At 71.9% G+C, this 12,216-nt stretch carries 11 protein-coding genes and 1 pseudogene; 3 read left to right on the top strand and 9 right to left on the bottom strand.

Annotation, left to right across the window (positions count from 1 at the left end; all coding sequences use genetic code 11):
- From P1P75_RS34100 to P1P75_RS34075, 6 genes and pseudogenes are all read right to left on the bottom strand, one after another.
- Positions 1–1,816 (bottom strand): annotated as a pseudogene (locus P1P75_RS34100) (5,6-dimethylbenzimidazole synthase); the annotation flags it as partial.
- 367 nt (positions 1,817–2,183) lie between these two features.
- The gene (cbiE, locus tag P1P75_RS34095; protein ID WP_319262845.1) at positions 2,184–3,401 is read right to left on the bottom strand and encodes a precorrin-6y C5,15-methyltransferase (decarboxylating) subunit CbiE; all 1,218 of its coding nucleotides are present in this window, start codon (positions 3,399–3,401) and stop codon (positions 2,184–2,186) included.
- Positions 3,402–3,494: 93 nt separating this feature from the next.
- Positions 3,495–4,133, bottom strand: coding sequence for a GNAT family N-acetyltransferase (locus P1P75_RS34090; protein WP_319262843.1), 639 nt, complete (start codon positions 4,131–4,133; stop codon positions 3,495–3,497).
- Between the two features lie 204 nt (positions 4,134–4,337).
- Positions 4,338–5,174 (bottom strand): MetQ/NlpA family ABC transporter substrate-binding protein, encoded by an 837-nt coding sequence (locus P1P75_RS34085; RefSeq protein ID WP_319262842.1) that lies wholly within the window; start codon positions 5,172–5,174, stop codon positions 4,338–4,340.
- A gap of 132 nt (positions 5,175–5,306) precedes the next feature.
- The gene (locus tag P1P75_RS34080) at positions 5,307–6,050 is read right to left on the bottom strand and encodes a methionine ABC transporter permease (RefSeq protein ID WP_319262840.1); all 744 of its coding nucleotides are present in this window, start codon (positions 6,048–6,050) and stop codon (positions 5,307–5,309) included.
- Positions 6,047–7,090, bottom strand: a complete 1,044-nt coding sequence (locus P1P75_RS34075) for an ATP-binding cassette domain-containing protein (protein ID WP_319262838.1) — start codon at positions 7,088–7,090, stop codon at positions 6,047–6,049. The genes P1P75_RS34080 and P1P75_RS34075 overlap by 4 nt, the downstream gene beginning before the upstream one ends.
- Positions 7,091–7,680: 590 nt before the next feature.
- Between P1P75_RS34075 and P1P75_RS34070 the strand changes: the two genes are divergently transcribed.
- A complete protein-coding gene (locus P1P75_RS34070) occupies positions 7,681–8,040 on the top strand; it encodes a hypothetical protein (protein ID WP_319262836.1) in 360 nt (119 codons plus the stop codon).
- Entirely contained in the window at positions 8,021–8,461 is a 441-nt protein-coding gene (locus P1P75_RS34065) for a hypothetical protein (protein WP_319262834.1), read from the top strand. Before P1P75_RS34070 ends, P1P75_RS34065 begins: the two co-directional genes overlap by 20 nt.
- Positions 8,462–8,473: 12 nt before the next feature.
- Here the strand turns inward: P1P75_RS34065 and P1P75_RS34060 are convergent, their stop codons facing one another.
- From P1P75_RS34060 to P1P75_RS34050, 3 genes are all read right to left on the bottom strand, one after another.
- Positions 8,474–8,971, bottom strand: coding sequence for a GNAT family N-acetyltransferase (locus P1P75_RS34060; RefSeq protein ID WP_319262832.1), 498 nt, complete (start codon positions 8,969–8,971; stop codon positions 8,474–8,476).
- Positions 8,972–9,016: 45 nt separating this feature from the next.
- Entirely contained in the window at positions 9,017–9,523 is a 507-nt protein-coding gene (locus tag P1P75_RS34055) for a sigma-70 family RNA polymerase sigma factor (RefSeq protein WP_319262831.1), read from the bottom strand.
- 65 nt (positions 9,524–9,588) lie between these two features.
- Complete coding sequence (locus tag P1P75_RS34050) at positions 9,589–10,782, bottom strand: glycerophosphodiester phosphodiesterase (protein ID WP_319262829.1); 1,194 nt, start codon at positions 10,780–10,782, stop codon at positions 9,589–9,591.
- 406 nt (positions 10,783–11,188) lie between these two features.
- On the opposite strand from P1P75_RS34050, the gene P1P75_RS34045 reads away from it, so the two are divergent.
- Positions 11,189–11,860, top strand: coding sequence for a lysophospholipid acyltransferase family protein (locus tag P1P75_RS34045; RefSeq protein WP_319262826.1), 672 nt, complete (start codon positions 11,189–11,191; stop codon positions 11,858–11,860).
- Positions 11,861–12,216 lie beyond the last annotated feature (356 nt).

Genomic DNA, 12,216 nt, shown 5'->3' with positions numbered 1-12,216 from the left:
CCTCGGCCGCGGGGGCCGGGACGGGGGCAGCTGCGTCCGGGATCTGGGACGCAGGGTCCGTGATGTGGGCGGGGCCCAGCGAGGGCTCCTGGTGCTGCGGGACCGGGACGGGGTGCGTTTCCGGGGCCGACTGGAGGAGGTGCACTTCGGGTTCGGACACGGGTGCGGCATCGGGATCGGGCACGGTTGCGGGCACCGGCTCGGGCTCATTGAGCTGGGCGCTCGGTGCGGGCTCGGCGAGCAGTTCCCCCGGGGCCGGTTCCGCCGGAACCGGTTCCACCGCGGGTGCTTGCGCCGTGGGCGTTTCCGCTGCGGGTGCTTCCGGCGCCGGCTGCTCCGGGGATGCCTGCTCGGGCTCCGGCTGGTGGTGCGGCCGATCGTCCGACTGACTGTCCGGCTGGACAACAGCGGGCACCACGGCGGGGACCTCGGGTTCCTGGGCCGGGACGTGGGCCTCGGCAGCCGGGGGCGCCTGTGCGGGCGCGATGATCTCCGGGGCGGGAGCGGGAGCCTCCGGTGCCGGTGCCAGGGCGTCGGCCTCCGGCTGCGGGGCCGTGGCCTCCAGAGCGGGGGTCGTGCTCTCCGGTTCGGGAGCGGCGGCCTCCGGCTCGGGGGCGATGGCCTCCGGCTCGGGGGCGATGGTCTCCGGAGCGGCGGGCACCTCGGAGGTGGGGGCCATCACGTACTCGGGCGCCTGGCTCTGGCCGGGCACGGCCTGCGGGGCGGCCTGCGGGCCGTCGGACTCCGGCGCCTGCACGGGTTCCGGCGTGGGGGCGGCCTCGGGAGTCACGGACGTGACGGGTACGGCGACCGCCTGAAGCTCCGGGGTCTGCGCGACCTCGGCGGCCCGCGGTTCGGGAATCGCGTCGGGCAGCGGAGCCTCGGACGCCTGGACCGCCTCCGGGGCGGGCATCTCCACCGAGGCCTCCGCGGGCGCCGCCTCTGCCACCTCGGCCGCGGGCGCCGGTACCTCCTCGACGGGGATCGCGTCGGGGGCGTGCGGAGCGTCGGGCGCCGCGGTTTCCCGTACCGCCTCAGGGACCTGCGGCATCGGCTCGGGGCCGGGCGCGGGCTCGGCCGGGACCTCCGGCCCCGTCGCGTCGGCGCCTTCACCGGCGTACGCGGGCTGGGCCGCCTCCGGTGTCAGGGGTGTCCTCGCGGGGTCCTCCGGCTGGGGCGCACCCGTGTCCGTGGCCATGTCCGTGTCCGGGCGGGCCATGACCGCCTGGGCCGCGCGCGACTGCTCGGTCTGCTGCTGCGCGGCCGGAACAACCGTTTCCGCAGCGGTCGCCCCGGGAGCGACCGGCGCCTCGGCGGACGCCTGGGCACCCCAGGGCACCGCACCCTGCGGGGGCATCTCGCGCAGGTGCTGGGCGTCGAGGTACTCGGGTCCGGACGTGGGCGTGCCCGGGTGCCGTACCGGCGCGCCCGCGGGGCCGCGGTCGGCGAGGGAGCGGACCGGGCTCGCGGAGGTGTCGGGGAGGGGCGGGCCGAGGTGCAGGGGGCGCCGCGGTGCCGAGGGCGGCGCCGACGGGTTCGGGAGGCGTACGGCGCTGAGGTCGACGGAACCGCTGTCCCGGCCCGACGTCTCGTGCGGGCCTGGTTCGTGCACCGCCTCGACGACCGGCTCGGGTGCGGGTGGCGCGACCTCGTTGCCCCAGGCGCTCTGGGCGCCGGGCAGCAGCAACAGGTCTTCGTCCTCGGCGGTGGTCTCGGAGAGGTAGGTGTACGCGCCGGGCGCGGGGACGCCCTGCTGATCCACCATGCCTGCGTTCTCCGGCAGTCCCTCGCCCGGGACCTGGCCGGTGTCGGTCATGCGTACCCCTCGCCCATCGGTTAGTGCTCCTACGACCAGCTCACCCGGAACGGCGCACCGACCGCCCCGTAGTGAAGAACGAGCGTCCACGCCCAGCGGCACGAACGACCCGCACGAAAAAGACGACAAAGCCATTCAGTGGCATTGTCGCGGTCGTTGCCGCGTCGCGACAGCTTGATCCGCGACGCTCCGCTGTGGACTGCGCCACGTTGCGCGCCCTCAGGTTCTGCCGTACCACACCCACCCCAAAACGGAGGTGTTTTCCGGATATTGACCGACGAAAGGCCGGGCGCCCGGATGCGGTACGACGATCGGCCAGCCTACCGCGCGCAGTAGGACAACAGGATCACGGGGAGGCCAGACCAGGTCAGGCCGAACGGCCCGGCAGAACCCCGCTGAGCAGGAACGCGACGCTCCGTTCCGTCTCCGTCCAGGCCCGCGTGTCGAGTTCGACGGACTGGACGAGGGCGCACTCGACGCGGTACCCGTGCTCGGTCAGGTCGCGGCCGGCGCGTTCGGCGGCGTCACGGGTCATGGCGTGGGTGACGATGCGCTGCGGGCGGCGGTCGGCGACCGCGGAGACCACGGCCGCTCCCCCGCCGCCGACGCGGACGACGTCCGGTTCGGGCAGGTCCTCCAGGACGTGCGGGGCGGTGCCGCGGACGATCTGGAGCTGTACCCCGAAGCGGCGCGCGGCGGCGTCGGTGCGGGCGCACGCCTCCATGGCGTGGTCGACGGCGATGACGGCCGCCCCGGCCCGCGCGGCCTCGGTCGCGAAGGCACCGCTGCCGCAGCCGATGTCCCACACGAGATCGCCGACCCTCGGTCCCAGGCGGGCGAGTTGGGCCGCCCGGAGCAGTTCGCCCTCACCCTCGCCCAGTCCGCCGCCGTACTCACCGGCGGGCAGGGTCCAGCCGCGTGGGCCGGTGCCCGGGTCGCGGCCGGCGATCCAGCCGCCGTCGCCCGACGGCGGGGCGCCCGCGGTGCCGCCGATGACGATGACGACGTTGGGGTCGCGCCAGGTGTGGTCGGCGGCCTTCTCGGAGGTGACGACGCTGATCTGTTCGCGGTCGGTGCCCAGTTCCTCGCAGACGACGAAGGTGCGGTGGACGCCCTCCATGAGCAGGCCCAGTTCGACGGGGCCGGCGCCGGGCGAGGTGAGGACGGCGACCTTGGTGTGGGCCCGGCACACGTTCACGGCGCGGCGCAGGGTGCGTCGGTGTGCGACGACCACCTGGGCGTCGTCCCAGGGCATGCCGGCGCGGGCGAACGCGGTGGCGACGGAGGAGACGGCCGGGACGACCTCGACCTCCAGGCCGAACTCGGGTGCGCGCAGGGTGCGTACGACGCCGAAGTAGCCGGGGTCGCCGTCGGCGAGGACGACCGCCGTGCCTCGGTGGCCCGCGATGCGGCGGGCGGCGAGGGCGACGCTGCCGAGGCGGATGCGTTCGGCGGCGGGGGGCACCTCGGGCAGCGCCAGGTGGTGGGCGGCACCGGCCACGAGGGTGGCGGCGCCCAGGGCCGAGCGGGCGGCGGCGGTCAGCGGCGAGCCGTCCCAGCCGATCACCGTGACGCGGTCGGCCATCGTCGTCAGTCTCCCGTGGGTCTACGCGGCTGGCGGGCTTCGTGAGAGTACCTGGCCGCGCGGGGCCGGGCGGGGTGGTGCGCCGCCCCGGGGTCAGTTCCAGTCGGCGTACGAGGGGTAGCCGCCGCTCTCCGTGAGGTGCTCCCCGGCGCCCTCGATGTCCTCCGGGAGCAGGCTCCACACGATGAAGTCGGTGCGCGCCTCGCTCCAGGTTCCGTCGTCGGCGTGGACGCGCGCTATGCAGGCGCCGCGCAGGACGCCCTCGCTGATGCAGCCGATCTTCTGCGCGACCTGCTGCGAGGCGGTGTTGTCGGCGGCCGTGCGCAGTTCGATGCGTTCGAGCTTCTGGTCGGTGAACAGCCACTGGGCGGTGGCGAGCGCGGCCTCGGAGGCGTAGCCCTCGCCGCGGGCCCAGGGGGCGATGATGTACGACAGTTCGGTGGACCGTACGTGCCAGTTGGTCTTGCCTAGCTGGATGACGCCGACGAGGCGCTGGGTGAGGAACTCGGTGACGGCGAGGTCGAGTCCGCGGCCGGAGGCGCGCTGGGCGGGGGCGTACTGCGTGATCCAGGTGCGGGCGTTGCGGGCGGTGAAGGGCTGGGGGACGGAGGTCCAGGCCGTGACCTGTTCATCGTTCATCATCTCGGCCAGGGCGGGTACGTCGTCCTCGTCCAGGGGACGCAGCACCAACCGCTCCGTGCTGATGGAGATGCTGGGGAAGGTGCTCGTCATGCGCCGCTCCGTAACCTTCGAAACCGTCAGGGTCCGACCTGGTTGACCGTCAGGCCCGCTGAACTGCTCAGCATGCAGCATGAAAGCACCGTGTCGCACCACGGGGTCCGCACCTGCCGAAGGCGCGGACCCCGGGTGTGGGCGGGGTGCCCGCGGGTCGTCCCCGTTGCCGGGCCAGACGGCGAGGAAGCCGGCGCCGGCGTCTCAGAAGGACGCGATGACCGAGCCGGCGTACTTGTCCTCGATGAACTTCTTGACCTCGGGGGAGGTGAGGAGCTTCGCGAGCTTCTTCACGCGCGGGTCGTCCTCGTTGCCCTCCTTGACGGCGAGGAAGTTGCCGTACGGGTTGTCCGTGGCGGACTCCAGGACGAGGGCGTCCTTCGCGGGCTTGAGGTCGGCCTCGATGGCGTAGTTGCCGTTGATGACGGCGGCGTCCACGTCGTCCAGGGAGCGCGGGGTCTGGGCCGCCTCCAGCTCCTTGAACTTGAGGTTCTTCGGGTTCTCGCTGATGTCGGCGGGGGTCGTCGAGTTGCCCGCGCCGTCCTTGAGCGTGATGAGGCCGTTCGCGGCGAGCAGCTTCAGGGCTCGCGCCTCGTTCACCGTGTCGTTGGGGACGGCGACGGTCGCCCCGTTCTCGAGGGCTTCGACGCTCTTGAACTTGTGGGAGTAGAGGCCGAGCGGCTCCAGGTGGACGGTGACGGCGGGCACGACGTGGGTGCCGTTCTTCTTGTTGAAGTCGTCGAGGTAGGGCTGGTTCTGGAAGTAGTTGGCGCCGACCGAGCCGTCCTCCGTCGCCGTGTTCGGCGTGACGTAGTCGGTGAACTCCTTGACCTCCAGGTCGAGGCCCGCGTCCTTGGCCAGGTTGTCCTTGACGAAGGTGAGGATCTCGGCGTGCGGGACGGGGCTCGCGGCGACGACGAGCGGGCCGCTGGTGTCCGTGGCGGCGGAGCCGGAGTCCTTGTCCGAGCCGCACGCGCTGAGCCCGAGGGTGAGGGCTCCGGCGGCGAGGACAGCGGTGGTGATTTTGGCGGTGTTACGCACGAAAAGTGCCTTTCCTGAGGTGGTACGTCCCCGCTGTGGGTGTGCGCGGGGAGAACAAGGGGGTGGGGGTGTGGTTCAGCTCTTGGTGGGTGGTCCGGGTTTCGGGGTGCGGGTCAGCCCTCGCCGTGTCGTTCAGCTCTTCTTCACGGCGTCGGTGGCGACGGTGCCGGGGAAGATTCCGCTCAGCGGCTTGAAGAGGAGCAGCGGGCCGCCCTTGCCGGTGCGCCGGTGCAGGGAGCGGGCCGCGAAGTCACCGCCGAACTGGAGCAGGGAGATGACGAGGGCCAGGATGGCGACGGTGATCCACATCAGGCCCGTCTCGAAGCGCTGGTAGCCGTAACGGATCGCGATGTCGCCCAGACCGCCCGCGCCGACGGTGCCCGCCATGGCGGAGTAGCCGATCAGGGCGACGACGGTGGTGGTGGCGCCGGAGATCAGGGACGGCAGGGCCTCGGGGACGAGCACGCTGCGGACGATCTTCCAGGTGCTGCCGCCCATGGACTGCACGGCTTCGACGAGCCCGCCGTCCACCTCGCGGACGGACATCTCCACGAGACGCGCGAAGAAGGGGATCGCGCCGATGGCGAGCGGCACGATGGCGGCCTCGCGGCCGATGGTCGTTCCGGTCACCCAGCGGGTGAAGGTCATCAGCGCGACCATGAGGATGATGAACGGCATGGAGCGGGCGATGTTCACGACCTGCCCGATCACCTTGTTGGCGACGACGTTCTGCAGCAGGCCGCCCCGGTCGGTGAGGACGAGGAGGATGCCGAGCGGAAGGCCGCCGGCGACGGCGATGAGTGTGGACCAGCCCACCATGTAGAGGGTGTCCCAACACGCCTGCTCCAGCAGGGGCTGCATTTCGGACCAGGTCACTTGGCACCGTCCTTCACCAGCAGGGGCCGCTCGTCGGGGGCGCCCGGCACGTCGATCTGAAGACCCTGTTCGCGCAGGAAGCCGATCGGCACCACGTTGTCCTCGTAGCGGCCGGGGAGTTCGATGCGCATCCGGCCGACCTGGAGGCCGCCGACGGTGTCGATGGCCGCGCCCAGGATGGAGATGTCGATGTTGTAGGTGCGCGACAGCTGGGAGATGACCGGCTGGGTCGCGGCCTCGCCCTGGAAGGTGACGTCGAGGACGGTCCGGTCGTCGCCGGTCGGCTCGCCGCCCACCGGGAAGAGCGCGGCGGCCAGTTCGGAGCCGGGGGTGGCGAGCAGTTCGCTGACCGTGCCGGACTCGACGACGCGGCCCCGCTCCATGAGCGCCGCGGAGTCGCAGATCGACTTCACCACACCCATCTCGTGGGTGATGAGCAGGACCGTCAGGCCCAGTTGGCGGTTGAGGTCGCGCAGCAGTTGGAGGATCGAGCGGGTGGTCTCCGGGTCGAGGGCGCTGGTGGCCTCGTCGGAGAGCAGCACCTTGGGGTCGCCGGCGAGGGCGCGGGCGATGCCGACTCGCTGCTTCTGACCGCCGGACAGCTGGGCGGGGTAGGCGCCCGCCTTGTCGGCGAGACCGACGAGGTCGAGGAGTTCGAGCGCCTTGCGGGAACGTTCCTTCCCCGACGTGCCGAGGATCTCCAGCGGCAGTTCGACGTTGTCCCGCACGGTCCGCGACGACAGCAGGTTGAAGTGCTGGAAGACCATGCCGATACGGCTGCGCGCCTCGCGGAGTTCCCGGCCCGCCCGCGGGCCGCGGCCGGCGAGGGCGGTGAGGTCCTGGCCTGCCACGGTGACCGTGCCGGAGGTGGGGCGTTCCAGGAGGTTGATGCAGCGGATCAGCGAGGACTTGCCGGCGCCGGACTGGCCGATGACGCCGTACACCTCGCCTTCGCGGACGTGCAGGTCGACGCCGTCCAGGGCGGTGACCTCACGGCCGCGCGAGCGGTAGACCTTGGTCAGGCCCGTGGTGGTGATCACGTGGGTTTCCGTCACTGTCGAGTGCGCGGGCGTGGGTGTGCCCGGCACGGGTGCATTCGGTCAGGACGCGACACGGTTCTCGCGGTGGCGATGGAACCGGGGGGAGAACATGTGCGCGATGGGGGTCCCCCGCGCCGTTCAGCGGTGGGGGAGGCGTCTTGTCACGTACGCGGGGCGTACGGACGTGCCACGGCGTCTCGCTTCGGGGCGCGAGCTCTGGAGTGGTGCGGGGGCCCTCTAGAAGGCGCACATTCGACACATACAACGAGCACCGGGCGTCAGGGTCGCCTCGGTCGCAAAGGTGCGGCTGCTCGTCGTGGTCATGCGATCAGTAAACCAGACCTACGGTCCTGACAAAGCCGGGCCGTCCACATGACGGACAGCCGTGGACAGCGTCCCCACACATCCGGAAGGTCGCGCTCCCCCGCTCGTGACCAGTGTGGACATGACTGACAGGTCTTCCTCGGCGGGCGGGCGTCAGGTCCACGGACGGGGCGGGTTGTGGCCAACGCCACGGCCGTGGTCCGAGGGCGCGTCACGGCGCGGGCCCGGCCACGAGGGGCCGCGTACGGCCGTAATAGGGTCACTGCATGCTTGATGTCCTGACGCTGGTGACCGGTGTCGCCGCACTGCTGCTGGCCGCCTGGTGCGGCTGGGCGGCCTACCGTGACCAGCCGACGAAGGACTGGCACTTCATCGGGATGGCCGTGGTCTCGGTGCTGGCGCTGGTCCAGCTGATCGTCGGGATCGTGCAGTTGGCGCGGGGCGAGGAGCCGGCCCAGGGCACGACGATCTTCGTGGCGTATCTGCTGGGCGCGTTCGCGTGCGTTCCGGCCGCGGGGTTCATGTCGCTGGGCGAGCGGACCCGGTGGGGCTCGGTGACGGTCGCGGCGGGCGGGGTCGTCCTCGCCGTCCTGGAGGTGCGGCTCCATGACATCTGGGGAGGCTGAGGTGAGCGCCGCGGAGGACAAGCCGGCCCGGCTGATCGGCGGGCCCGGCCTGCTGCTGGTCTGGTTCTACGGCGTGATGGTGGTCGGTGCGGTGTCGCGCTCGGCGTACCAGATCGCGACGGAGTTCGACCGGGCGCCGCTGGCGTACTCGCTGTCCGCGGTGGCCGGTCTGGTGTACGGCTTCATCACGTACTCGCTGGTGCGGGGCGGGGAAACGGCGCGCAGGGCGGCGCAGGTGTGCTGCGCCGCCGAACTGGCGGGTGTGCTGGTCGTGGGCACCTGGACGCTGCTGGACCGTGACGCCTTCCCGGACTCGACCGTGTGGTCGGACTACGGGATGGGATACGTGTTCATCCCCGTGCTGCTGCCCCTGACCGCTCTCTTCTGGCTGCGCAGGACGCGTGCGCGACGGGCCGCATGACTGCGGCCCCGCTCAGGCCGTGGTGGCGAACTCGTCGGCCGGCTTCTCCAGGACGATCATCCTGACGCCGTCCGAGCCCTCGGACGTGCCCACCGTCTGGTAGCCGACGCGGCGGTACAGGCGCAGGTTGCCCTCGCTGCGGTGGCCGGTGAAGAGGCGGAACCTGGTGGCACCGCGCTCCCCCGCCAGCGCCGACTCCGCCGCCCGCAGCAGCCTGGCGCCGATGCCGTGGCCCTGGAGGCGGGGGTGGACGCAGAGCCTGCCGATGGAGGCCGCGCCGTCCTCGGTGACCGTGCCGCGGACCGAGCCGACGACCTCCTCGCCCAGCCGGGCCACGTAGACGCAGTCGGAGGCGAGTTCCTGCCGGACGGAGTCCAGGGTCTGGACGAGGGGGGCGATGCGGTAGTTGCCGTACAACGCCGCCTCGCCCTGGAAGCACAGGTACTGAAGCCTGAAGATCTGCTCGGCATCCTGCTCGGTCGCCACCGAGATGGTCACGCTCATGCCCATATGCGCACGCCTCCCGCTCACCTGATCGCCTGTGGTCCTACACTCCTATCCCCGCAGTTCGCGGGCCGCAACCTCCGGCGTGAGCAGACGTCGCAGACATCCCAGACATCGGGAACGTTCCGGTCCGAGACTTCCCTGTGAGATACCCAACTCCAGCGCGATCTCGCGGTACGTGAGGTCCTCCGGCGACAGCAGGGCGTCCAGGAGCCGGGGACACCGGCCGGGCAGCCGGTGGACGGCGTCGCGCAGTGCGCGGTGGCGGGCGGCGGTGAGGACGGTCTGCTCGGGACCGCGGTCACCGTCCTCGGCCGGGTCGCCCGCGAACGGCCGTTCCCGCCGGGCCGTACGGCGGTCGCGGCGGGCCTCGGCGCGCACCGCGCGGCGCAGCCAGCCCTGCGGGTCGAGGGGCGCACCGTCGGTGGCGAGGTGTTCCAGCAGGCGCAGCCAGACGGCCTGTTCGAGGTCGGCGGGCTCGGTTCCGGTGGCATGTGCCTCGGCGTCGGCCTCCGCGGTGAGCAGGGGGCGCAGGGCGGCGAGCAGGTCGTGCGTCATGTGCGGCACGACGCGGCCGCCCGGGCGGTGGGTTGCCCGGACGGCCGGTTGTCACCCCAACGAGGTCAGGAGCCGTTGACGAAGTCCTCGCGGGCGAGGCGGCCGGTGTCCGGCTGGTCGGTGAACACACCGTCGATGCCGGTCGCGAAGTACGCCCGGTAGGCGCCGAACACGTCGCCGTAGGCGTCCGCGTCGGTGCCCTTGCGGAAGTTCGCGGGCAGGAAGGGGTTCTCGTTGCGCATGGTGTAGGGGTGCAGGATCAGGCCGGCCGCGTGGGCGTCCTTCACCAGCGTGGTCGGCGTGGTGAGGTTGCCGGCCGCGTCCTTGGGGACGACCAGGTCGAGGGTGGGGCCGATGCCCTGCGCGTAGCCGGCGATCTCCCGCAGGCCCTTGACGGTGACCAGGTCGGCGACCGTGCGCGGGTCGCCGGTCTCGACGAAGTCCCAGGGGCGGGTGGTGGCTCCGGAGAGCAGGACGACGAGCGGGTTGCCGACCGTCTTGTTCAGGCGCTGGATGCTGGTCGGCTCGAACGACTGGAGGATGACGGGCGCGTTCCTGCCGTCCTTGCCGTGCTTGCCGAGCAGCTTGGCGACGCGCTCCTCCAGGTTGAGGCCGAGTCCCCGGAAGTAGGTGGGGTGCTTCAGCTCGGGGTAGATCCAGACCTGCTTGCCGCGCTTGCGGGTCTGCTCGTCCTGCCACTTCAGGACTTCCTCGAAGGTGGGGATCCGCCAGCGGCCGTTGTAGAGGGTGTTGTGGGGGCGGTTGGCGGGGATGCGCTCGGTCGCGCGCAGCGTCCTCAGCTCGGCGAGCGTGAAGTCCTCGGTGAACCAGCCGGTGAGGGAGACGCCGTCGAGGACCTTGGTGGTCCTGCGGCCGGCGAACTCGGGGTGGCTCGCGACGTCCGTTGTGCCACCGATCTCCGGTTCGTGGCGGCAGACGAGATGGCCGTCCCTGGTGGGCACGAGGTCGCCGGCCTCGACGATGTCGGCGCCGAGGTCGAGGGCGAGCTGGTAGGCGCCGAGGGTGTGCTCGGGCCGGTAGCCGCTGGCGCCCCGGTGGCCGATGATCGTGGGCACCGGCAGGCTCGCGAGGCCCTTGCCGCCGTGCCGCGACCCGGTGGCTGCCTCCGTGGCTCTCGCGGTGCCGGAGAGGCCCAGGGCGGTGCCGGCGGCGCCGATCGCGGCGGCCGCTCCGAGGAACGCCCGCCGCCCGGTTCCGCTCGCTCGGGCGTTCGGGTGCTGCGACTCCTGTGTACCCATGAGGGTCCTCCCTGCCATCGGCTCGTCCCGTGCGCGCCGATCGTAGGGGCGTGGACATGGCCGCCGGGAGACCTCGATCCGAACATGCGGGTGAGGATGGATGGCGTATGCCGTACGACGATATGACGGAGTGTCCGATTCGTCGGCGTGCGGCGGGGTAGGCGATCGGTACCGGCCGTGGCGGTGCCCGGCGTGTCACGCGGAGCCGGCGGAGAACTCGGGGGCCCTTCGGACCGCGATGTGCGTCACCGCGTTCCGCCCGTGTGTCGGGGCCGCGACGGACCGGCCGTACAGGTAAACGTAGGTCAACAGTGCGTAAGACCTCGGTGAACCCGATGTGCGCCGCCCCCGGCCGCGCGAGTATCGTCCTCACCTGCACATACTCATACCGCTATCGGAGGGCCCGTTGTCCCGCTTCGCGCTCATCAAGGCAGTGCTCGGACCGGTCATGCGCCTGATGTTCCGCCCCCGGGTCGAAGGCATGGAGCACATCCCGGGCGACGGTCCGGTCATCCTGGCCGGCAACCACCTCACCTTCATCGACTCGATGATCCTGCCGCTGGTCTGCGACCGGCAGGTCTTCTTCATCGGCAAGGACGAATACGTCACCGGCAAGGGCCTCAAGGGCCGGCTGATGGCCTGGTTCTTCATCGGCGTCGGCATGATCCCCGTCGACCGCGACGGCGGCAAGGGCGGGGTGGCCGCCCTGATGACCGGGCGCCGGATCCTGGAGGAGGGCCGGGTCTTCGGGATCTACCCCGAGGGCACGCGCTCCCCCGACGGGCGGCTGTACCGGGGCCGTACGGGCATCGCCCGCCTCACCCTGATGACCGGCGCGCCGGTGGTGCCCTTCGCGATGATCGGCACGGACAAGATCCAGCCGGGCGGCTCCGGAATGCCCCGCCCCTCGAAGGTGACGGTCCGCTTCGGTGAGGCGATGGAGTTCTCCCGGTACGAGGGGATGGACCGGGACCGCTATGTGCTGCGCGCGGTGACGGACTCCGTGATGACCGAGGTCATGCGGCTGTCCGGGCAGGAGTACGTGGACATGTACGCCACCAAGGCGAAGGCCGCTTAGGCCTCCGGCGGAGGGCGGGTCGGGTCGGGTCGGTTCGGGGCCGTTGCGTCCCGAACCGACCCGGCTCTGCCCGGCCCAGGCCCGAACAGTCGCGATGCGGAGTGCGGCTCGCGACCGGCGGGACGGGGCGCGGCGCGATGTGGTTACGGCCTCGGGCCCCGGCCGGACCCTATCGGCCCCCATCGGCCTCCGGTCCGCCCCCCGTCGGCCCCGGGAAAGGAAACGGGGCAGGGTGCGATCCCGTTCCCGGCTCGGGACCGGCGGGACAGGGCCCGGCGCGACGTGGTTACGGCCTCGGGCCCCGGCCGGACCCCGTCGGCCCTGCCTTCTTAAACCCTTTCCTCACCCCCCAAAAA

The organism is Streptomyces sp. ID05-39B (assembly GCF_033794725.1).
In the GTDB taxonomy this organism is placed as follows: Bacteria; Actinomycetota; Actinomycetes; order Streptomycetales; family Streptomycetaceae; genus Streptomyces; species Streptomyces bobili.
The sequence above is the reverse complement of the archived record's forward strand: the minus strand, read 5'-3'. Positions and strand labels throughout refer to the sequence as shown.

Coding starts and splice junctions, on each gene's coding strand:
- cbiE (WP_319262845.1), bottom strand. CDS start 3,401: ATGGCCGACCGCGTCACGGTGATCGGCTGGGACGGCTCGCCGCTGACC.
- P1P75_RS34090 (WP_319262843.1), bottom strand. CDS start 4,133: ATGACGAGCACCTTCCCCAGCATCTCCATCAGCACGGAGCGGTTGGTG.
- P1P75_RS34070 (WP_319262836.1), top strand. CDS start 7,681: ATGCTTGATGTCCTGACGCTGGTGACCGGTGTCGCCGCACTGCTGCTG.
- P1P75_RS34065 (WP_319262834.1), top strand. CDS start 8,021: ATGACATCTGGGGAGGCTGAGGTGAGCGCCGCGGAGGACAAGCCGGCC.
- P1P75_RS34060 (WP_319262832.1), bottom strand. CDS start 8,971: ATGGGCATGAGCGTGACCATCTCGGTGGCGACCGAGCAGGATGCCGAG.
- P1P75_RS34055 (WP_319262831.1), bottom strand. CDS start 9,523: ATGACGCACGACCTGCTCGCCGCCCTGCGCCCCCTGCTCACCGCGGAG.
- P1P75_RS34050 (WP_319262829.1), bottom strand. CDS start 10,782: ATGGGTACACAGGAGTCGCAGCACCCGAACGCCCGAGCGAGCGGAACC.